This window comes from Halarchaeum nitratireducens, from assembly GCF_017874695.1.
Taxonomy (GTDB): domain Archaea; phylum Halobacteriota; class Halobacteria; order Halobacteriales; family Halobacteriaceae; genus Halarchaeum; species Halarchaeum nitratireducens.
In genome coordinates this window covers 12,373-33,318 of the sequence record NZ_JAGIKY010000010.1, presented here as the reverse complement: position 1 = coordinate 33,318, position 20,946 = coordinate 12,373, and the positions used below count along the sequence as shown (strand labels likewise).

The following is a 20,946-nucleotide window of genomic DNA, read 5'->3' as shown; positions in this document are numbered from 1 at the left end:
GACTGATCGTGTCCTCCTTCATCGGGACGGAAATTGCGCGGCATCGTGGCGGCAAAGTCACGCGGCTCGGCGGAGGTGACCGGCTCGGCGCCGTCGAGTATCAGTGCGCGGACTGCGAGACTGTCCTCTACAAGGACGCCGCGTTCGATCTCTGGACGACCCTCCACTTGGACTGACCGTCAAGACTACGATGCCTCCACCAAGGACTCACAGGTCCGTCCAGTACGGCCGTTTTTCGCACTCCACGAGAGATGTAAGCTCGAGTGAGACGTCCCACACCAGCCTCGAGAACAGTCTACTCGCGTCTACCGACAATCACGACGATCCCAACGATCACAATCCATCACACCTATGGCAGAATCCACACCCGAATCACCCAACGGTACCGACACCGACCCAAATGAAGAGCCCGACATCGGCGTCGAGGCCGATACTGAGGTTGACGCCTCTGACACGGAGGCCGAAGCCCCCGACGCTGACGGGACGGAAGTCGAGAAAGCAGATGACGCAGAGACCGATAGTGACGGCAGCGATGAGGAGTCGCCGTCCGACTCCCGCCCACCCCAGGCGTTCTCGGCGATCATCGAGGCTGACCGCCTCGACCAGACGATCACCACGCTTAGCGTTCTCGTCGACGAGTCTCGCGTCCACCTGAACGATCTCGGCCTTCGCCTCGCCGCTGTCGATCCCGCGAACGTCGCGATGGACGAGACGAACATCACCGAAACCGCCTTCGAGTCTTATCAGGCCGATGGTGGCGTCCTCGGCGTCGACCTCACCAAGCTCGCCGACGTCGTCGGTATGGCTGACAACGACGACCTCATCCAGATGTCGCTCGACCCGGAGACCCGCAAGCTCATCATCGAGTTCGGCGGTCTCGAGTACACGCTCGCACTCCTCGACCCCGACACGATCCGCCAAGAGCCCGACATCCCCGACCTCGACCTCCCAGCACGCGTCGTCCTCGAAGGTCGCGACATCGACCGTGCTGTTCGGGCCGCCGATATGGTCTCAGACCACGTCGAACTCATCGTCGATCCCAACGACGAGGCCTTCCGCGTCCACGCCGAAGGCGATACCGACGATGTCGACCTCGAACTCAGTCGCGACGACCTCATCGACCTCGAGATCGGCGCTGCCGACTCGCTCTTCTCGCTGGACTACCTCAAGGATCTCAACAAGGCGATCCCGAAGGACGCCGAAGTCGAAATCCTCCTCGGCGAGGACTTCCCCGCGAAATTCAACTACGAGTACGCCGACGGCGCCGCCACTGTCACCCAGATGCTCGCCCCTCGGATTCAAAGTGACTGATGTCTCCAGAATCCATGACGTCCGATTCGACTCCACCACTCGATCCTGAACTCGAAACGAGCGCCGAACAGACTGGCCTCGATGATTCCCAGCTCGTCGAGGGTGAAGCCATCGTCGACCTCAACATCCCCGACGACATTGCCTACGATGTCGACGATCTCGGCAACGGCCGCCTCGCCATCCAGTACTGGGAAGCCGATCCCTGATCCCCACTCTCCTACCGCCCGGCCCCGGCTGCACCCCTGAGGTTAAACGTCCGGGCAACGCACTTTCGATTGATTGCCCGTGAAACCCTCTGCTGCTGCCCCCGCTGGTCAGATCCTCGCGTACAGCTGCCCCCGTTGCGAGCACAAGGGGATCTACTACTACACCGATCTCGCCCTCTACGACGACGAGCGCGACCTTGGTGAAGACAGCATCCTCCCTGAGGACGCTCCCGCCGTCCCCGGCAGCGCGATTGACGCCGACGCCAACGTTATCGTCTGCCCGAACGAGTCGTGCGGACTCGTGCAGTTCCGCCATATCGCGTTCGAACTCCTTCCCCCGACGGCGGTGCGCGCACGTCGCTCGACGCCGACGGACGACGAGACAAGTGCACTCGTTGAGGCTACTCCGTAGTCGGCCTTGAGAACATCTCGCTCCGCTCGTCGAGGCATCGTCATCCGAAGAACCATCACTGATCTCCGGCATCCCCGCACGGCATTTCTCTCCCTCCACTGGAGGTGAAGGACGTTATGACGAAGGAGTCACCACCGTCAGAGTCGAACGTATCGCGTGCCGGCTCGAAGAGTCGCTCCAAGCCGAGCACCGACGCGGCAGTCTCCCAGCACGTAGAGCTCAAAACAGGGACACGCGCCTTCGATGGATCAGCCGGCGAACGCCCCTCGATCCACAATACTGTCGACTGGCTTGCCGAGAACGAGGCCACCGTCGGTGGAACCCTCGTGAACCACCGCGTGATGACTGGACGGTCAGCGCAGACTACGGATGTCCCTCTGCGCCCGGAGCTTTCCGAGGCGATCCGCAAGAAGGGCATCGATCAAGTCTACGACCATCAGGCGGAAGCGATTCGGCACGCTCGACTCCGCAAACACGTCACCCTCGCGACCCCGACCGGGTCGGGGAAATCACTCCCGTATTCGATTCTCGCCGCCGAGCGCGCCCTCGTCGACGACGCCCGTACTCTCTATATCGCACCGACGCGCGCTCTCATCAACAACCAAGCCGACGATCTCTACGACTTCTTCCAGAACGTCGACTCCAGTCTTGACGCAGGGCGCTACACGGGCGGACTCTCTCGACACCAGAAACGTCGCGTCCGCGAGCGGCAACCGCACGTTCTCGCGACGACGCCTGATATGATCAACTACTCCATCCTCCCGTTCGCCCACAAACTCTGGGGCTGGTTCCTCTCCAACTTGGACCTGATCGTCATCGACGAACAGCATCAGTACCGTGGCGTCTTTGGTAGTCACGTCGGCGTCGTCCTTCGACGACTCCGCCGGCTTGCGAAAACCTTCGACGCTGACCCGACAATCGTCGCCTGCTCAGCCACCATCGACAACCCCCGACAGCACACTGTCCAGCTGACTGGCGTCGACCCGGCCGACGTTCACGTCGTCGACCAGGACACAAGTGCCGGCGGCTCAACGCACTGGCTCTTCTGGCAACCACCCCGCGGCCAGCAGGGGCAAGCTCGATCGACACACCGGACGACCGCACGTCTCGCAGCGGCGCTCGTCGAACGCGGTCTCCAGACCATCGTCTTCACGCGAAGTCGACAAGCGGCCGAACAGTACGCTCAGGTCACCGCTCGCCGCCTCCAGCGTGACGGTTATCCCAGCCTCGCCGACGACGTGGCCGCGTATCAGGCCGCACTCTCGGACGAGCGGCGAGAAGAACTTGAAGCCGGGCTGCATTCCGGCGACATCCGCGTCGTCTGGAGCACGAACGCCCTCGAGGTCGGGATCAACATCGGGAACCTCGACGCCGTCCTCGTCGACGGCTATCCGGGAACACGGATGGAACTCTTCCAGCAAGCCGGCCGTGCCGGCCGGGGGACCGACCCGAGCATTGTCGGCCTCGTCGGCGGCGCTGATCCGCTCGACCAATACGCACTCGACCATCCGGACGATCTCCTTGACGGCAGCGTCGAATCCGTCGAATGCAACCCCCAGAACCCACGTGTCCTTACCGAACACCTTCCGGCAGCCGCCGCCGAAGCCCCCCTCTCCACCGACGACAACACTTGGTTTGGCGATGACCTCCCGAAGTACGTCTCAGCACTCACCGATGCCGGCGTCCTCGACCGCTCGCTCACATCGACAGATATCACGTGGACGTACGTTCCCGACGGGGGACCGCCGCCGAGCCAGCACGTTTCCCTCCGGTCGATCAACTCGCGCTCGCTCCGTATCGTTGTGACACCGGACGACCAGTCCCCCCCGGATATCCCCGCGAGTAACGAGCTCGACGTTCTCGGTGAACTTCCACTCGCCTCCGGTCTTCGTGATGCCCACCCCGGCGCGATCTACTTCCATCAAGGCCAGCGATACCGCGTCATCGACATCGATCTCAACCCGGAAACCCCGCCGGGAGCATCCGGTTCTGCCTCGCCAATCGCGTGGGTCGAGCCTACAAACGCGACCTACACGACTAGCGCGGTCACAGACCGCACGCTCACGCTCCAAGACGCCGACGAGTCACGCGGCCTTCCCGGCACAGCCGACCCTGAGGTTGCGACTGACGGCGGTGACGCAAGCGCCGACACAGCACCCCCCGCCGTCCAGCTCACCGAGTTGACCGTCAGCGAAACCGTCGTCAGCTACTACACCCACCAGTCCGGGAGCTTGAATGGACCTGTTCCCATCGAGACCGACCTTCCGGAAACCGAACTCTCCTCGGATGGTCTCGTCATCACCATCCCGCCCGCCATTCGGGATGCCTTCACCGAGGAGCATCCCAACGCCGATGACCCTGACGCGCCATCGCCGTCCTTCGAGGGGAGCCTCTACGCCCTCACGAACGCACTGCTGGGCGTCCTTCCAGCAACCGTCCTCTGCGACCGCAGCGATATGCGCGGGCTCGCAATCTCGCGTCTCGACACAACCGGTCACCCTACGATTGTCCTCTACGACGACCATCCTGGTGGTGTCGGCCTCGCTCGTAGCATCTTCCAGCACCTCGAGGATGCCCTCGAATTCGCACAGACTCGCGTTGCCGACTGCGAATGTGATGAGGGATGCCCGGCCTGTATCCACCACCCTCACGACGCCTTGAGCAACCAGACGCTCGACAAGGTCGGCGCGCGCCTCCTTGCGGAACTCCTCCTCGATGATACGCAGGCAGCCTGACCGTTACATCGTCCTCTTCGCGACACCCACCCATGGACTAAAGTCAGAGAACTGTATATGTTCTGGCGAGTTGACTGCTCATGGCGAGCGATCTCCCCGCCCCACCGACCGAGTCAGGCGTCTATCCCGAGGACCGTATGAAGGTCTCACGATGGCTGACCTGGAAGGAAGCCGACGACGGCCGCAAGATCCCCCGCGCACCCTATCACAACTCGAATCAGCCAGATCGGTACGTCTCCGCGCAGGACCCAATCATCTGGACGGACTTCGAGACCGCAGCAGAATGGGCAGATAAACTTCCCCATCACCAACCTGCGTACGTCATTCCCGACCGCAACGACTTCGAGACCGACCTCGTCGTCATCGACTACGACGACGTCCGCGATCCCGACACGGGTGAAATCCACCCCCTCGTCCACGATCATCTTGCTGACGCCGAATCCTACGCCGATGTCTCTCCGTCTGGAACCGGCGTTCACATCCTCTGCCGCGGTCAGCTCCCCGAGCGCGTCAAGACCATCTCTGACGACCTCTCCGAACACCAGGCCTTTCCCGAGGCGTCGATCGAGGTCTATGAATCCGCGCGTTTCATCACGATGACCGGCAGACACATCGCCGGTACACCCACCGAGACGCGCGACTGCCGGACCTTCCTTGATGGGCTCGTCGAGGACTATGCGACTGTCTCCGCAGCGACCCCCGATGAAGTCGCCTTTGAACCGGATACCACTCGCGAGGACATCGAAGACGTCGAGACCACGAGCGACATTCAGGATGTCTTCGACGCCATCCAGCACGTCCGACCGAGAGACATCAGCCTCCGCTCGACTGTCACTGAGGAGCGCGCTGACGGTACGCAGTCACTGGATCCATCTTGGGCGAACTCTTCGTCTGGCACGCGCCTCGCTCAGCTCGATGAAGGCTGGGTGTACCGCGATGGTCTCATCGGCCTCGACGCTCTCCAAGTCGTCGCCCTCGAGGAAGGCATCATTACCGACGAACGAGATTATCCCTCTGGGGAGGACTTCTGGGAGGCCGTCGACGAGCTTCGTGCTCGCGGCGCGCACATCCCCGAGTACGAGGAGGACAAGTCGGAGGCCGCCCCATCGGCAAGCGACTGGTCGCCTGCTCCCGACTCTGCCCCCGACTACACCCCTGACCGCGACGCCGACGCCCAGGCGACGGGCAGTTCATCACCGTCCGACCCGGGGTCATCCCACAGCAGCGGTCGGACGCGTGGCCGCGATTCTCCCCGACGCGGCGAGGGCGCAGAATCACTCTACAAGGCAGAAATCGACCGCCTTGAAGCCGAACTCGAAGCTCGACAGGAGCGGATAGACGAACTCGAAGCCGAACTCGATGAGCGAACAAAGAAACTTCGGCGTATCCACGTCCGTAACTCCCAACTCGAAGACGCCCTCAAGAACGACGCCGAAGTCCAAGTTCGTGCCCTCGACACTGACACGCTCGTCGACATCCTGGATGAACAAACGCTCGTCGCGATCGTTGAATATGTCGCCGACACCCACGCTGACGACGATGGCAATCTCGAGCACTCCACAGCCGACGACTCAGGTGGACGTCTCGCTCGTCTCAAGTCCTTCCTTCGCTCGGACTCCTCGTCCTCAACTTCCCGCTGAGCACCTGGTGATTTTCACTCGGTACCAGGGGTGTACACCCTATCCTAAAGCCATATCCACCGTCTTACCTCTCGGTTCCTGTTTTTCGCCCCCGACGTGAGGTGGCGGGAGTCATCACCGATCCCTCTCCGTCCCTCACTATGACCGAGAACGATTCATCTACTCCCGATAGCAACCGGATTCGGACTCGCAAGATACCCGACTCGGAGCGTACGACTGGACCATCCGAGACCACTGACGCCGCCGTCGCCGCTAGGACCGCTACGTGTCCCGAGTGCGACGGAGATCTTCACGTCGACCACGTTCATGGAGAAACCCGGTGTGCTGACTGTGGACTCGTCGTCACGGAGAATGCTATCGACCGCGGCCCCGACTGGCAGGCCTTCTCTGCGGACGAACGCGAACAGAAGTCCCACACAGGGAGCCCACTCACGCCAACCCAGCACGACTTTGGCCTCAGCACCGAGATCGACTGGCGCAACAAGGATGCCCACGGGAACACCATCTCCTCACAACGGCGAGCGCAGCTGACCCGACTTCGCACGTGGCAACAACGGTCCCGGACCGGGAACTCGAAGGAACGCGGCCTCAAGGCGATGCTTTCAGAAATTCAGCGTATGGCCGCCGCTCTCGATCTCCCCGACGATGACTACGACATCGCCGCCGTCATCTGCCGCCGGGCCAGTAATCAGGACCTCCTCCCCGGTCGGAGTTACGAAGGCGTCGCGACTGCAGCCGTCTACGCCGCTATCCGGCAGGCCGGTCTCCCACAGGATCTCGAAGCCCTCACGCAGGTCAGTCGAATCGACGATAAAATCCGCATCAAGCGCACCTACCGGTATCTCGTCCGTGAACTCGAACTCGAAGTCCCGCCACCCGATCCACGGGACTATCTCTCCCGTCTCTGTTCGGAACTCGATCTCAGCCAGGAGACCAAGCGGTTTACGACAGAACTCCTCAAGGACGTTATGGAGGCAGGCATCCATTCCGGGAAGCATCCCGTCGGGATCGCCGCCGCTGCCCTCTACGTCGCCACGCACCACTCAGATTCGCCTTCTAGTAACTCGTGTACGCAATCCGAACTTGCGGAGGCCGCGAACGTGAGTGTGGTCACGATTCGCAACCGCTACCACGACATCCAGGATACGTGTTTCCCGATGGTCGAAGCCTGACCTCTCGAACGTGAGCGACCACATTTTGACGACTGGTAAGCTCAACCAAGGAACATTGCATTACGCACCAATCTTTATGAAGGCAGTTTCTGAATTTCAGCTATGCCGACAGTTGAGGTGTGGTTACTGTGGTTGCACATTGCTGCAGGCACAGTCGCTCTGTTCGCTGGCCTCGGTGCACTCGTGACCAAAAAGGGAGGATGGAGACATCGACAAGTCGGGAAGGTCTTTCTCGTATCGATGGGCGTTGTCGTTGCGACAGTCTTCGTTCTAGTAGCTATCGACCCTGTGGCGTTCCGCATCATCCTCACGCTCGTCGCGATCTTTAGTGGATACCTTGCGTTCTCGGGATACCGTGCACTCTCTCGGAAACGGCCGACCAGCACTGCCCATATGGTCGACTGGGGAGCTGCTGGGAGCGTCGTTCTTGCGTGTGTGGGACTTGGTCTGTGGGGCATCAACTGGTTTCTTGATGGGAATTCTTTCGGGGTCGTAATGATCGTCTTCGGTGGAATCGGAATTGCGTTCGGAACACTGGATATTCGTTCCTTCTATGGTGAGAACTCCGGAGAATGGATGATCAACCACCTCCAACGGATGATTGGCGCGTTTATTGCTACGGTTAGTGCCGTTTCAGCTGTCAACCTCACGTCCGAACTGGGGATTATCGCGTGGTTATGGCCAACCCTCCTCGGCGTTCCCCTCATCGCATACTGGTCAAATAAGTTCAGTTCTCCCTGAATATGGATGCTTCTGAATCTAATTTCAAGCCGACCACATCGACTCCGAACAATCAAGAGATTTGATCATTTCAAAATATACACCCGTAGGCTAATCCACACGACTGTCGACGTATTGATTTTCTCCTCTAAGCCACCGCGTTAGGGTGTCCGACGGCGATCTCTGAATTGTTACCCCTGTAGACCCTCTTCGATTCCTCTACTAATTTCTCCCGCGCGACCGGAATAGAACGCGCAGATAACATCGTCACCTCCCCTCGTCATATCCCACTATGCCATTCACGAGTCCCCCAACCCCCGCGTTTGAGACGGCCACTTATCCAGCAGACTGTCGTGACCACGACCAGTGGTTGACCTGGAGGCCAACCGACAACGCCAGAAAGATCCCACGAGCGCCCTACGCCTATCCGGACTGGCCCAAGCGGTACGTCAATGCTCAGAACCCGGCGGTTTGGACGGACTTCGACACCGCCCAAGACTGGGTCGAGAAACTCTCCGCCGGCTTCGCGCTTGCGTACGTCATCCGCAACCGTGACAAGTACCCCGACGAAAACCTCGTCGTCGTCGACTACGACGATGCTCGTGATCCGGGAACTGGCGCTATCCACCCCGTCGTCCACGAACATTTGCATACTGCAGATTCGTACGCCGATGTCTCCCCCTCTGGAACCGGCGTTCACATCCTCTGCCGTGGTCAGCTCCCCGATGACGTCACGACTGTTACCGACGATCTTCCCACCTATGACACCTTTCCGAACCCCTCTATCGAAGTCTACGACTCCGCCCGTTTCGTCGCGATGTCCGGCCAACATCTCGTCGGGACGCCTACCGAAACGCAGCCAGCGCAGGCATTCATCGACGACGTTGTCGATGCGTTCACGGCCCCGCAGCCACAGGCAGATACCTCATCTGAGGCCTCAGAGCCGCCCACGGAAGCGTTGTCTGAGGCCCCCTCGCCGTCTCCATCTCAACGGTCACCGCCAACATTCACGACCAATATCGAAGATGTCTACCGGGCGGTCGAGACGACGCGACCGTCCGAAATCCGCCTTGCCTCGCCAATTACGGAAACTCGTAGTGACGGCACGAAATCACGGAACCCCTGTTGGACGAATTCGGACTCCGGGACCCGCCTCGCCGAGATGGATGACGGCTGGATCTATCGGGACGGACTCATTGTTCTCGACGCCCTCCAGGTCGTCGCTCTCGAGGAAGACATCATCACGACCGCCGGCGAGTATCCATCCGGGAAGGATTTCTGGGAGGCCGTCGACGAACTCCGCGCTCGTGGCGCGGACATCCCCGAGTACGAAGCCGACTCCGACCACGAGGAGGTGTCCGACCAACCTGCCCCCTCCCCATCCCCGACATCCGGCCGGTCGCTGCGGGACCTCCACCGCGAACTCAGAGAGAAAACCATCGAGCGAAACCAGCACAGAGACGAACTCGTCACTCTTCGTCGAGAACTTGCCGCTCGAATCCGTGACGTCCGTTCGTGACTCGGCGGGCCCCGTGTGTGGCTCCGAGAGCGAACCCGACGACAAGAATTTTCCATCATTCCGTCGGATTTCTCTCCGGCCATTACAGGTGACCCACGAGATAACTCAGTATGACCAACACCAGACCACGGGCCTTCACAGTACTGACAGAGCACCCGCTCCCACTCGACGAAAACGAGGTCGCGGCGTTCGCCGAAAACCATCCCCAGCTTGACCCGGACATCCACGCCGATGCACTCCACGAGGACTACATCACTCTGCTCGCGAAAACTTCCGAATGGCGTGTCTTCACCATCGATCTCTACGGCTTTGATGGTCGCATCTACCTCTGGCACGGTTCTCTCGGCGAAGGCCTCGCCGTCCCAACGGACGAGTGGAGAGCAGGGAACCTCGCTGAAGCCTTCACTCTCTACCGGCAGGCCATCGCCGACAACGTCAGTCGTGACGACCTTCCCAGCACGCCCGATGACGACGCTGAGTGCCCCTACTGCGGGGGTGAAATCTCATCCTCGTCGAGGCAAGCAGGTTCGGTTGACCAACGCTGTACGAGCTGCGGCGAGCATCGAAGCATCGGGTGACTGGCTTGCCATCTTGACTACAAAACACCGAACCGCCTACTGACTAATCTCGACGCTTCCCTCCGGTTTTCTTTCCCCCACGAGAGGTGAGGCGTATTCAAAAATGTACTATAGAGTCCGATTTCCCGACGTCGGCGCAGGCGCGACGCGGCTTGCGTGCTTTATCGAAGGCGAGAGCGAAGCCGCGGTCCGCGAGCTGGCAGCCGACCACCCGCACTTCCGAGGCTGGGACGCTTCAAAGGGAAGTGTCCGGAAGACGAACCTCGCGAACCGGAAGTCACTCGAGAACCGAATTATGGACGTCACCAACCCGAACGCGGCCGTCCTCGAAGACGGCACCGTGCTTCGTCGGTCTCTGGAGCGCGACGAGGTCGTCGAGCACCACCCCGAACGGACGTAGGCGCTCCACGACCGACCGAACCCCCACCGCCCCGCCCCCTGCACAGCACCGCACGACGTAGGCAGTTTTCTTCCCCCCGATCGGGTGGCAGAGGGCGGTGCAAACGCCCGTCCACACACAGGCGGGCAGCCACCACCCCACGCAGACCCTAATCCAGGAGGTCATCCATGATGTCAGCTGAAACTCACCCCAGCTCAGAGCACCGCGAGACGCCACGGAGCGACCGTGACTTCGCAGTCGACGAGAGCATCGACGTCCGATCACTCATCGCGAAGGAGCAGACACTACCCTTCCTCGGGCTCACCCCCGCGGACGCGACAACAGCCGACTATCCGGCCGGTATCGAGCCCACTGGTCGCCGCTTTCTCAACACGGACGCAAACGAGTCCCGCTCCCTGAAGGTCGTCATCAAGGCGCTCCCGCAGGCCAGCAGCGGAGAACTCCACGCGGTCAACGAATTCGTTGATCCAGCGGACGAGACGGTCGACCCCGAAGAGATTCGTGATGTCGACGGCCTCAACGCTGACCTCCTCGAAGCTGCGACCGGCCAGTCCATCGAGGAGCTCGCCGCGAACGCGCCAAGTGACCGTCTCCTTGACGTCACCGATCACCAGGACATTATCGACCGCCGTCGCCTCGCCCTCGCAGCACTCGGCTACCCCGTCAAGTTCCGCTGGCAGATCGCGACCTCCACGTACTCGATCGTCAACCCCGAGGAGGCCTACCTCCCACTGATGGGGGCGCTCCAGAAACACGGCGCAGACGAGGCGTTTGGCTGGGCAGATATGCGGGACTGGGGTGGCGTCGCGAAACTCACCGTTATCCTCCCAGGCTTCCGTCGCGAACTCGATATGAGCCAGTCGGATGGCTCGACGAAGGCCGCTATTCGCGAACACGATGCGCTCGCCGATGTCGATCCCACGATGAGCGATGGTAGCGACGAGGACGACGAGACAGCGACTGTGACGGTCTACGGTGGTATCCAGACCGGATACGACTTCCGTGGCTCCCAGACGATGTGGGCGAAGCCCCTCCTCTTCTTCCCGGGATCGGGGACGGTTATGTACGGTGTCGGCCAGCGGTACTCGCGGCGACACGTCGGCGATGTCACGAACGCTGCGCACGAACGCGCTCACGACCGCGTCCCCATTATGGAGTGGTGGGGAAACATCTACGACGATCTCGACGAGCGAACGACCACCGTCGACGATGTCCTCGTTCGCGCCCGCTCGGTTGCGATCGACTTCGAGGAACTCCCCTTCGACGTCGACGACTTCTACTTCTACCTCGGTATCCCCAGCACGTACGCCGAGAGCGCGAGTACTCGAGCTGCGCGCATCGCGATGCCTGACTCCTATCCCACACTCTGGAATCTCCAGTTGTCGCTCCTTGTCGCCCTCGGTGAATTCGAGGGCGCCCGGGCCTCCGACACCTTCCAGGCTTACAATGAGGTTGCCCGCGACATTCTCTTTTCACCCGGCAAATCCATCCAGCTTGCCGCCCGCGAGCACGACCTGCAGGCCGATGACGACGAGCCGAGCATCGCGCCTGACCAGCAGACGCTCAGTGATGCTCTCGGTGAGGCATTCGCTATTCCCGGCGTCGAAGTCGCCTCTGAGCGCGACCTCTCAGATACTGACGCCCAGCGCGTCCAGAACACCATCCAAGAATCCCTGAACCAGTAGTCTGAGAGATGCGTTCCCGTCACCCTCCATCACCTCTCAAGACTGACCGCGTCGCCTACTACAGAGATTATCCCCCACGAGATCCTATCTCCCACTTCGACTAACCAGCGCGCCAACTGCGACCACCATCCTGTTACGGTCTCACAGTCGAACATTTTTCCCGCACTTCGCTCCGTGAACGCGATTGACCAGTTATGTCACAAGTAGCCCCACAGTCCATGAGTACCGACGACCAGCAACGGTTCCTCAGCCACCTCGCTGCCGGCCTCATCAAAGAAACCGGCGGAGATCTCCCAATCGAGACACTTCACCTCCGCGCCAGCGATTATCTCGACCTCGATGGCGACACCGTCACCCGGCTCGTCGAGGACGGGGCTAGCAACGGAATCTACACGCTCGACCGCGACAGCGACGGCGGTCAGCGCATCACGAGCGTTACCCCAGAAGGCGACTGCCCGACTGAACTCGCCGCACACGTCGACGCTCTCACTGCCTCTGCCGACAGTATTGATTTCACCATCCTGGACGGCGTCGGCGACAGCGTCGAGCAGAACCTCATCGACGCGGGGTACACCACGTTCGGCGAACTCCACCGTGCAGACCCTGAGAACCTCACAGATATCCCAACCCTCACAGGGAGCAAAGCCCAGCTCATCGTTCAACAGGCCGGTCAGCACGTCCAGGTCGAGACAAAGATCGCCGAAGACGCCCTCACTCGGTACCGTGAACGCCTCGGCGATGACACCTCCGGTTCGGCGACCGTCTACTCCATCACTGACGTCGATCAGGAAGTCGGCGACCCGCTCGCAGTTGTCGACTCCTCGATGCCGGTCGAAGAGGCAACCTTCTACGGACTCCCCATTCTCGAGGACAACGACCACCCACACATCGTCCGGAAGCGCGATATGCCTACGCGGGCCGATGAGGTAATCGTACCGAAGACGACGACGATGGAGGATGTCCAGCTCGACACGCTTGAAGCGACTGCGATGAAGCTCGCCCGCGGCAACCGCGGCCTCCGACTGGTCGGCCCTCACGGCGCCGGGAAGAACTACCTCCTCAAATACCTCCACTACAAGACAAATCGCGTCCTCGTCAGCGTCGACGCCGACGCCTCGATGCTCGCCCAGGACCTCCTCGGTATCTCTACGGTCAACGAGGACCGCATCGTCGTCTTCCGCGACGGCATTCTCACGAAAGCGATGAAGCACGGCTACACGATCGTCATCAACGAGGTGAACGCCGCGCCGGCGGGTGTGATGATGGCACTCCAGAAGGTTCTCAATCAGAACGTCCTCACTGTCAAGGAATCCGGCGAGGAGATCATCCCGCACCCGGCCGCTCGGATTGTCGTCACGATGAACCCACCAACGCGCGAATACCGAGGGAGCGAACCGATGAACGCCGCGACTCGTGACCGCTTCCAAACTATCTTCTTCGACTATATGGACCCCCAGGACGAGATCGACTTTCTCGATCAGAAGTACAACACAAGTCGCCAGCGCATCGACCGAGACAGCCTCCGTCGGATGGTCGAGTTCGCGAACGCCACCCGTGACAACGAAACGTGGCCGACGCTCTCCACCCGGAAGCTCGAAGATGCCATCGACTGGTACGATATGGGGGCGAGCGTTCGCGGTGCCCTCAAGCACGTCGTGAAGGCGAGCGCCGAACCCCACCAGAACCCCGACGATACCTACGACAAACTCGAAGACACCTGACTCCCCGGCCTGCCGTCGCCAGCAAGGGGTTTCTCTCGCGCGACGGCACGTAGCCGCGTCCAACCGTCTTCATCAGAGGTGATTCCAGTTATGCCATCACTCACAGCCGCGTCGAGCGGCGCCGACACCGCACGGTCCGTTCTCCCCGACCGTCCAGCGCAAGCCCGCCGCTCCCAACAGCGAACCCGACGGTTGACCGAGTACATCCAGGCTCACACCGGCGAAAACATCGAAGTCGTCCTCACATCACACGTCCAGACTGCGTGCGTTCTCCCGACAGACGCCGATCGCCTAATCGACGCCGATGCGACCGACTTCGACCAGCAGGCCGCCCAGCAGCTCGTCGATGCCGTCGACGGCGACTACCTCGTCCTCATCTCCACGAATCCGGCGAATCTCGATAACCTCCCGCTCGACGACCAGCTCACGGCCGACCGCGCCCAGCAGTTCGGTCTCTCACTACACGAACTCGGCCACATCCGTTACACGAACATCTCGGTCGTCGCCGACCATCTCAACGAGCGCGTCGACGAAGAGTATCAGGAGTTCGTCCACGGCCTCATCAACTACGCCGAGGACGCCGCGATCGAACACCAACTCCGAGCGGCACAAAGTCAGCTCGCCGCCGACCGCCTCGAGCTCGTCAACCGGAGTCTCACTCAGATGGCGAGCGATCTCCCCGACACTGCTACTATCACCTTCACCTACCGGGACGCGATCCAGTCCTACCTCTACGACTACGGCATCTATGACTCTGGGAAGAGTGACGTCCTCCTTGACCCGGACGACCTCCGGATCACCTTCCAGTCCCAGGATGACGCGGCGGCCTTCGCGCAGACACAGGACGCGCTCGATGACCTCCTCGCGACCGTCCTCAGTGAACCCGACTCCGTGAAGCGTGGAGATGCCGTGCTCGACTGCTGGGAACAGACTATCAAGCCGCTCCTCGACCAGATAGACGAGGACAACCACCAGCAGGGTCAAGAAGACGAAGACACCGCCGCAACGGGTGGCAGTAGTCCGAACACGCCCCCGTCGCCCTCTCAGTCCGACTCGTCGACGCCCGACGAGTGCGAGCAGGGCGAGTCGAGCGAACCGTCCGTTGACCCCGACACGGACGCAGAGGCACCCGATGAGTCGCCGGAGGATGCACCCAGTGGGGACGGCGCCGCAGACGCTGATCCGAGTGACGTCTCGGAGTCGCCAACCGACGACAGTCCGAAGACGTCCGGAGATACTCCTAACGGCGAGCAGGGTGAGTCGCCCGCTAACCGCGACTCCTCGGAGGCATCGGGTGACGACGCTTCCGCGGAGCCGCCGGCGGACTTCGACCCAGAGAACGTCTCTCTCGAACAGACTCAGAACGGGCACTCCGCAGACGTCCTCGCCTACCCGGACATCGGGACGGCAGACACCGCTGACGAGCTCGCTCCCGACGACGTCGAGTCTACTGATGTCGACGGCGATGCCGCGTCTGAGTCCGCGTCCGATGTGGAGTCCGATGCCGAGCCTAACCCCCAGGCCGAGTCGATGGACACTTCCCCGGACGAGGGCGAGAGCGACGATCCGTCGGACGAGTCGGGGACGGGTGCTGGCGGTGCAGACTCCGTGGACGGAGAACGTGACAGTGGTGTTGGAGCATCCAGCGGCGACGAACTTGAGTCCACGTCCGACGAGGTCGGAGAGCCGGCGGCCGAAGACAGCGGCATCGAGGAGCAGGGAGACAGAGAGGCCACCGAGGGCGCCGCAGACAGTAGCGGAGCATCCGATGCGTCGAGTGCCCCGTCGAACGGGCAGGCGTCGCTTTCGGAATTCCTCGGCGGTGACCACACCGAACGCGACAGCGGTGAGGCCGCGAGTACCGACGAGGAGGCGACCCCAGATGGCTCAGATACGTCCGACACTACCGGTGGAGACACAGATGGCGCAGGAGCGCCCGACGACCGCGCTGACGGCGTTCCATTCGGAGACGATGGAGTGGCCGGAGACGCGGCTGGCGGCACGGACGGCGGCGACACAGACGCCACGGACAACGAAAGCAACGGCACGGCAAGTGAGGATGAAGCGGACATCGACTCAGACACGCTCGACGACCCCACCGATGACGGCACTGTGCAAGACGGCGAGATGGACAACACCGGCAAGCTGGTCGAGGAAGCCGCAGCGCCGCTCGCCGAGCCAGCGTACGATGATTCCCTCGACGAACGAGCCGACGCGCTCAGCACGGACCACGACGCCGCTCACGAGGAAGCTGACCGCGCCACTCCCGATCAGGACGCGCTCGAACGCGACCTCGAAGAAACCGTAGCCGCCCTCGAAGATCTCGCGAACGACGGCGACACCGACGAAAGCCCCGACACAACGACCGCACGGCGACGTGGCGGCGCCGGCGCAGAAAAGGGGAGTCTCGACTCGCTCTCGATCCTCCCACAGATCGGTGAGCAGGCACCTCCCGCGAGGTGGCAAGCCGCGACCGCGGGTGCAGACGCCGTCGGTGGCACCCTCCGGATGGCGCTCCGAGAGAGTCGCCGCGACCAGACCCGCAGCGGTGTCACCAGCGGGAGCTTCGACCGGCGCCGCGCTGGCGCCCTCGCCCGCGGCGACGTCGACGCCTTCAGCGTCCGCCAGCAGGGCGACGAGAAACAGTACGACCTCGTCCTCGTCCTCGACCGCTCCAGCTCGATGAGCAATCTCATCGACACTGCCGAAGACGCTGTTGCACGGTTCGCCCTCGCCTGTGAGGACCTCGGCATCAACGTCGCCATTATGGACTTCGTCCACGGGGACGCCCGCCTCATCAAACCATTCAGCGTCGAAACCGATCACGTCCAAGCGAGTCTGATGAGCGGCGAGACGGCTGGCGGGACACCCCTCACTGATGCTCTCGGACTCGCCCGCCGCCTCCTTGACCAGCGCCGCGACTCCCCCCTCGTCATCATCATCACTGATGGTAAACCCGGCTCCGCAGACGACTACCAGCAGGAGCTCCAGCAGACGTACGCGCCTGTTTGCGGACTCACGCTCGCTCTCGACACTCCCCACGGACAAGCTCCGGAGCGAGCGAAGGATGTCGAGCAGTTCTACGACCGCCACCTCTACGTCCACGACACCAACGACCTCGACCGGCGCCTCGACCAGTTCGTCGTGATGTTTGACGGACTCTAACTATGAGCACCGACACCGCCTTCTTCCCCACCCCGCCAAGTGTCGCTGATTTTCTGGCTACCAGCGTCTTCGGTGTTGACCGACCAACGAGTGAGGACACCGTCCTCTACTGGTCTCGGCACGGGGCGCCTTTACGACGCCGCTGATGGGAATTCAAGAGAGCCTAAGCCATTAGAGATTAAACGCATATGCTGAGTATGATTGAGCTATCTGAAGAATACACTGAATGCATTTTGGTCAGCTATCCTACGGTCCTTGAGAAGCAGGCTAAATTCTTGGCGGGCTTCGGGGTTGTTACTCTCTTCGTAGTGGTGGGTGCGCTCCACGGAATTGAGTTTCTACGCGATAATTTGGTTCGCTTCTTGCTGACTTTCCTTGTGGTAGGAGGGATGACTATTCTCGGGCATGAATCGATCCATGGTATCGTGTATACCCTGCTCGGGTACGAGATTGATTGGGGGAAAGCTGACCGTCTCAATGCGTTCTATGCAGGGGCGTTTGACCAAGTTATATCTAGAAAAGAATCCATGCTGGCTTTGAGCGCACCACTTCTTTTGCTCAATCTCATCTTCCTACCATTATTTTTCGCGCCAATACCGCTCCTCGTGTTTAGCGCATTTGCCGTCCTCGTAGTAAACACCTCAATGTCCCGGGCAGATCTCTATGCAATTTTTCGGGTCTACAATGCTCCATCTGGATCCATTGTCTATCATACCAACCCTGAAGAATTCCGAATCTGCATCCCTGACAGCAAGGATTCGAATTAAAATTTCAAATGATTCGACCTACTGAACGGGTGCGGTATTATCACACGCCCGGTCACTACCTGCCGTCTTCTCATAGTACCCTGAGCACCCCCAGAACTGGCGGTTCTTCCCTTTCGGGGATTGGAGTACCATCGGCCGACCACAATCCGAGCAGACCTTTAGTTCGTCCTGCGTTGCCACCGCGTTCTCGAGTTTCTCACGAAGATTCTGTGGCCACGTCTGTATCCGATACGTCCGCTTTGGCTTCCGTAGCGGCCGCCACGTCGGCTCCTTGCCGGCGTCGGCCACATTCAGCAGGAGGACCGACTTTATCGCGTCTGAACCAGCTTCACGACTTGCGTTGTCTTCGCGGTCGATCGACGAGTATACTCGCAGGCACTTCTCCCCGTCATCCAGAATCGACTCGTACACCCATTCATCTGTCCAGCCGTACGTCTTCCGCTCAAAATCGACGCTGACACCCTCAAGAAACGTCTCGAACTCGCGACGTGTGATCGGGCGATACGTCTGCGCCGAATCATCCGAGCCGTGCTCTTCGACCATCGCGTCCGTACCCACTCCATCGCCCGCACCTACCGACTGTTCGGTCGAACCATTGTCTGGCGAGTCGTCTATCGTCTCGACTGGGTCCGCGGTGTCTCCTGGTGACTCCGCACCCGGCCACACGACATCGCGGAAGATGCTTGCCTCTGAATCATAATCGGCGACGATCTGCACGGCACCGACGTCTTGGAGCTGCTCGCGAACGCGATCCGGGAGGGAGGCATACGCGGACTCAGATACCGGATAGCTCTTGATCGGGAGCGAAACCACATCGAAGACAGTCAGCTCACGATGCGAAGCGTCTCCGAAGCGCATCAGATAGCCGGTCTGGCTCGATAGTTGTGTGCGGGATTCGCGTAACGCCTCGGCAATTCCCGGTCGCTGCTCTGAGTCTACCTCAGCAGTCGCAAACAGTGTTATGACGTCGTACTCTATCCGCTCCCGCGTGCTGTCCGGTGGCATAACTCATCCGCCTCATCCAGATAATGCTGTCCCCTTGCTTAACACTCTTGTTCTAATCTGAGAATGCCATAGAGCGGTCTACATACCTATCGATTGAATTTTCAAGCTTAAACCACCAGTTGAGTCTGATGATTATAAAACGGTCAATCAAGACTCCAAGAACGAGATGGGTTTTATTTCCATCTATTATATTCCTAATCGGAATTGACTCCCTAGTTTTGTTTTACTATCCTCCATTTTGGGGTGTTTTACTGGGGTTGTTGATCGATATATTCGGTGCTACTATTCTTGCAGTTCCTGATATTCCTGCCATTTGGCACCAAACATTCAGTGGTCGACTGAATTACGCAAAGGAAACCGTAGACAGGACGGGCAGAGGTGGTTTTTCTACTCTATGTCGTTCAGGAAGCGCACCCACTCAGAAAGAGACTGAAATCGGATTTCCTGAACTACTGGAGGTAATTACACCACTTATACAGGACGGTCTTAGTGATCACACACATGGGCTATATTTTGTCAAGGATGGTTGGGACGCAGATGATATAAACCGAATTGAAGTAGGGAGTTCACTGGATATAGCGCTATTTGAAGAACTACCGGAAACAGAACTTACGGGATACAAGGGCTGGACGACTGGACCCGGTGTGCCCGACACTGCCGCCTTCTTCTATCCGAAAAACCTGACTGATAAAGAAATAAACCGTCAAATTGAGAAATATACAACCAGGATTAGAAGACTTGGCTTAGCTGTTCTCGTAACCGGCTTCGCTCAGCAGTTCGTGTTCCTCGTCCTCGAAAATTATTCTTGATCTTATCGGTTGTGGGAGTATGGCCTCCTCTATTTGCGGTTCGTACGGCTGCCTCGTTGGTTGTTTCTTTCGCGCCACAAGCGCAGACGCATGGTAAAACCGAATCAAACGCCCACGATCCCCGACGATATCCCGTTCCCCCTCCTCGAGCGGGGCGATGTTGTCCGCCTCAAGGAGCCCTACGAGCTCGCACCGAGTCGGTATCTCGCTACTGACACCGAAGCCACTGCAGCTGCGCTCGCTGCTACGAGCATTGACCCCGATGACCTCCCCGACCATCTCGACATCGAGCACGTCCTCCACTCCCCTCAATACGAGGAAATCGACTCCGCCCCACCCATTCGCACCTTCACGCACGGGATCGTCGCGGAAGTCGCGACCCGGTACCCCGCTCGTGACTACAATCTGCCGGACGGCCGCATCGTCGACTACCAGAGTGTCGGCGGAGGCCCACCCCGAAATGTCGCTCTCTTCCTCTTCAACCCCGAGACTGGCCTCATCTTCCTTGACCGCGGCGCCGGCGAAACCGGCCGCCCTACTTTCGTTGACTTCCACGTTCAGTGCCTTATCCTCGTCCAGAAGCACAACGAGGTCTATTCCCACCGCGAAATCGACATTGCGGGTGTCTACAACCTCTGGGGAATCACCGATATCGTCGACACACTCGCGGGCGACGACACCGACGAACCAACCGAACCGCAGCCCTTCCTCTCTTTGACTGAGACCGGCCCCGCAGCGGCCGCCAGCGGTTCTTGGCTCAGCGTCGACCCTGATCGCCTCATCAGGTCACTCGCCGCCGAAGCCCAAGAACGGCTCCAGAACGAGAGTCTCAGTCTCCATGACGCGATCCACAATACGATCGAGTCCAACCGAGCCGACCTCTGGCGTGAGCTCTCCTTCGTCGAACAGATAGCACTCGCCGACCAACTCACCGAAATGTACAGCCTCGAGGACGCCTACGAAACCGAACAAGCCAGCGAGGCACCCTACGGTAGTGAAGATTGGCGTGAAGCCATCCTCAGCGGTTACTTCTGGCATATTCTCCAGAGCGCAATCGTAGCCGTCCTCGACGCCGACTACGACGACCTTTGATCGAGTGCC

At 60.4% G+C, this 20,946-nt stretch carries 17 protein-coding genes; 16 read left to right on the top strand and 1 reads right to left on the bottom strand.

Annotation, left to right across the window (positions count from 1 at the left end):
* The first annotated feature begins 8 nt into the window (after nt 1–8).
* The 14 genes from J2754_RS10525 (at nt 9) to J2754_RS10460 (ending at nt 18,031) form a co-directional block, all read left to right on the top strand.
* Entirely contained in the window at nt 9–176 is a 168-nt protein-coding gene (locus J2754_RS10525; RefSeq protein WP_211087388.1) for a hypothetical protein, read from the top strand.
* Nucleotides 177–579: 403 nt separating this feature from the next.
* The gene (locus tag J2754_RS10520) at nt 580–1,311 is read left to right on the top strand and encodes a DNA polymerase sliding clamp (protein WP_235853665.1); all 732 of its coding nucleotides are present in this window, start codon (nt 580–582) and stop codon (nt 1,309–1,311) included.
* 14 nt (nt 1,312–1,325) lie between these two features.
* A complete protein-coding gene (locus J2754_RS10515) occupies nt 1,326–1,517 on the top strand; it encodes a hypothetical protein (RefSeq protein WP_089768579.1) in 192 nt (63 codons plus the stop codon).
* 73 nt (nt 1,518–1,590) lie between these two features.
* Nucleotides 1,591–1,929 (top strand): hypothetical protein, encoded by a 339-nt coding sequence (locus tag J2754_RS10510; RefSeq protein ID WP_211087387.1) that lies wholly within the window; start codon nt 1,591–1,593, stop codon nt 1,927–1,929.
* 116 nt (nt 1,930–2,045) lie between these two features.
* Entirely contained in the window at nt 2,046–4,664 is a 2,619-nt protein-coding gene (locus tag J2754_RS10505; protein WP_089768583.1) for a DEAD/DEAH box helicase, read from the top strand.
* A 137-nt stretch (nt 4,665–4,801) separates the two neighbouring features.
* A complete protein-coding gene (locus J2754_RS10500; protein ID WP_211087385.1) occupies nt 4,802–6,304 on the top strand; it encodes a hypothetical protein in 1,503 nt (500 codons plus the stop codon).
* 140 nt (nt 6,305–6,444) lie between these two features.
* Nucleotides 6,445–7,476: a transcription initiation factor IIB gene (locus tag J2754_RS16470; protein WP_089768587.1), complete on the top strand. Its 1,032-nt coding sequence runs from the start codon at nt 6,445–6,447 to the stop codon at nt 7,474–7,476.
* Nucleotides 7,477–7,578: 102 nt separating this feature from the next.
* The gene (locus J2754_RS10490) at nt 7,579–8,217 is read left to right on the top strand and encodes a hypothetical protein (RefSeq protein WP_139175828.1); all 639 of its coding nucleotides are present in this window, start codon (nt 7,579–7,581) and stop codon (nt 8,215–8,217) included.
* A 271-nt stretch (nt 8,218–8,488) separates the two neighbouring features.
* Nucleotides 8,489–9,715 (top strand): hypothetical protein, encoded by a 1,227-nt coding sequence (locus J2754_RS10485; protein ID WP_211087384.1) that lies wholly within the window; start codon nt 8,489–8,491, stop codon nt 9,713–9,715.
* A gap of 110 nt (nt 9,716–9,825) precedes the next feature.
* Nucleotides 9,826–10,293 (top strand): hypothetical protein, encoded by a 468-nt coding sequence (locus J2754_RS10480; RefSeq protein ID WP_089768593.1) that lies wholly within the window; start codon nt 9,826–9,828, stop codon nt 10,291–10,293.
* A gap of 570 nt (nt 10,294–10,863) precedes the next feature.
* Entirely contained in the window at nt 10,864–12,378 is a 1,515-nt protein-coding gene (locus tag J2754_RS10475) for a hypothetical protein (RefSeq protein WP_245332985.1), read from the top strand.
* A gap of 218 nt (nt 12,379–12,596) precedes the next feature.
* Nucleotides 12,597–14,099 carry an AAA family ATPase gene (locus J2754_RS10470; RefSeq protein ID WP_245332984.1) on the top strand — a complete coding sequence of 501 codons (1,503 nt, stop codon included), beginning with the start codon at nt 12,597–12,599 and terminating at the stop codon, nt 14,097–14,099.
* Nucleotides 14,100–14,189: 90 nt separating this feature from the next.
* On the top strand, nt 14,190–17,264 hold the full coding sequence (locus J2754_RS10465) for a VWA domain-containing protein (protein WP_211087382.1): 3,075 nt from the start codon (nt 14,190–14,192) through the stop codon (nt 17,262–17,264).
* Between the two features lie 197 nt (nt 17,265–17,461).
* The gene (locus tag J2754_RS10460; RefSeq protein ID WP_211087381.1) at nt 17,462–18,031 is read left to right on the top strand and encodes a metalloprotease family protein; all 570 of its coding nucleotides are present in this window, start codon (nt 17,462–17,464) and stop codon (nt 18,029–18,031) included.
* 18 nt (nt 18,032–18,049) lie between these two features.
* Here J2754_RS10460 and J2754_RS10455 read toward each other — a convergent pair whose 3' ends face one another.
* Entirely contained in the window at nt 18,050–19,036 is a 987-nt protein-coding gene (locus tag J2754_RS10455) for a zinc ribbon domain-containing protein (RefSeq protein ID WP_211087380.1), read from the bottom strand.
* Between the two features lie 128 nt (nt 19,037–19,164).
* Between J2754_RS10455 and J2754_RS10450 the strand changes: the two genes are divergently transcribed.
* Both J2754_RS10450 and J2754_RS10445 read left to right on the top strand, forming a co-directional pair.
* Nucleotides 19,165–19,845 (top strand): hypothetical protein, encoded by a 681-nt coding sequence (locus J2754_RS10450; RefSeq protein ID WP_211087379.1) that lies wholly within the window; start codon nt 19,165–19,167, stop codon nt 19,843–19,845.
* Nucleotides 19,846–19,935: 90 nt separating this feature from the next.
* Nucleotides 19,936–20,937: a hypothetical protein gene (locus J2754_RS10445; RefSeq protein WP_211087378.1), complete on the top strand. Its 1,002-nt coding sequence runs from the start codon at nt 19,936–19,938 to the stop codon at nt 20,935–20,937.
* Nucleotides 20,938–20,946 lie beyond the last annotated feature (9 nt).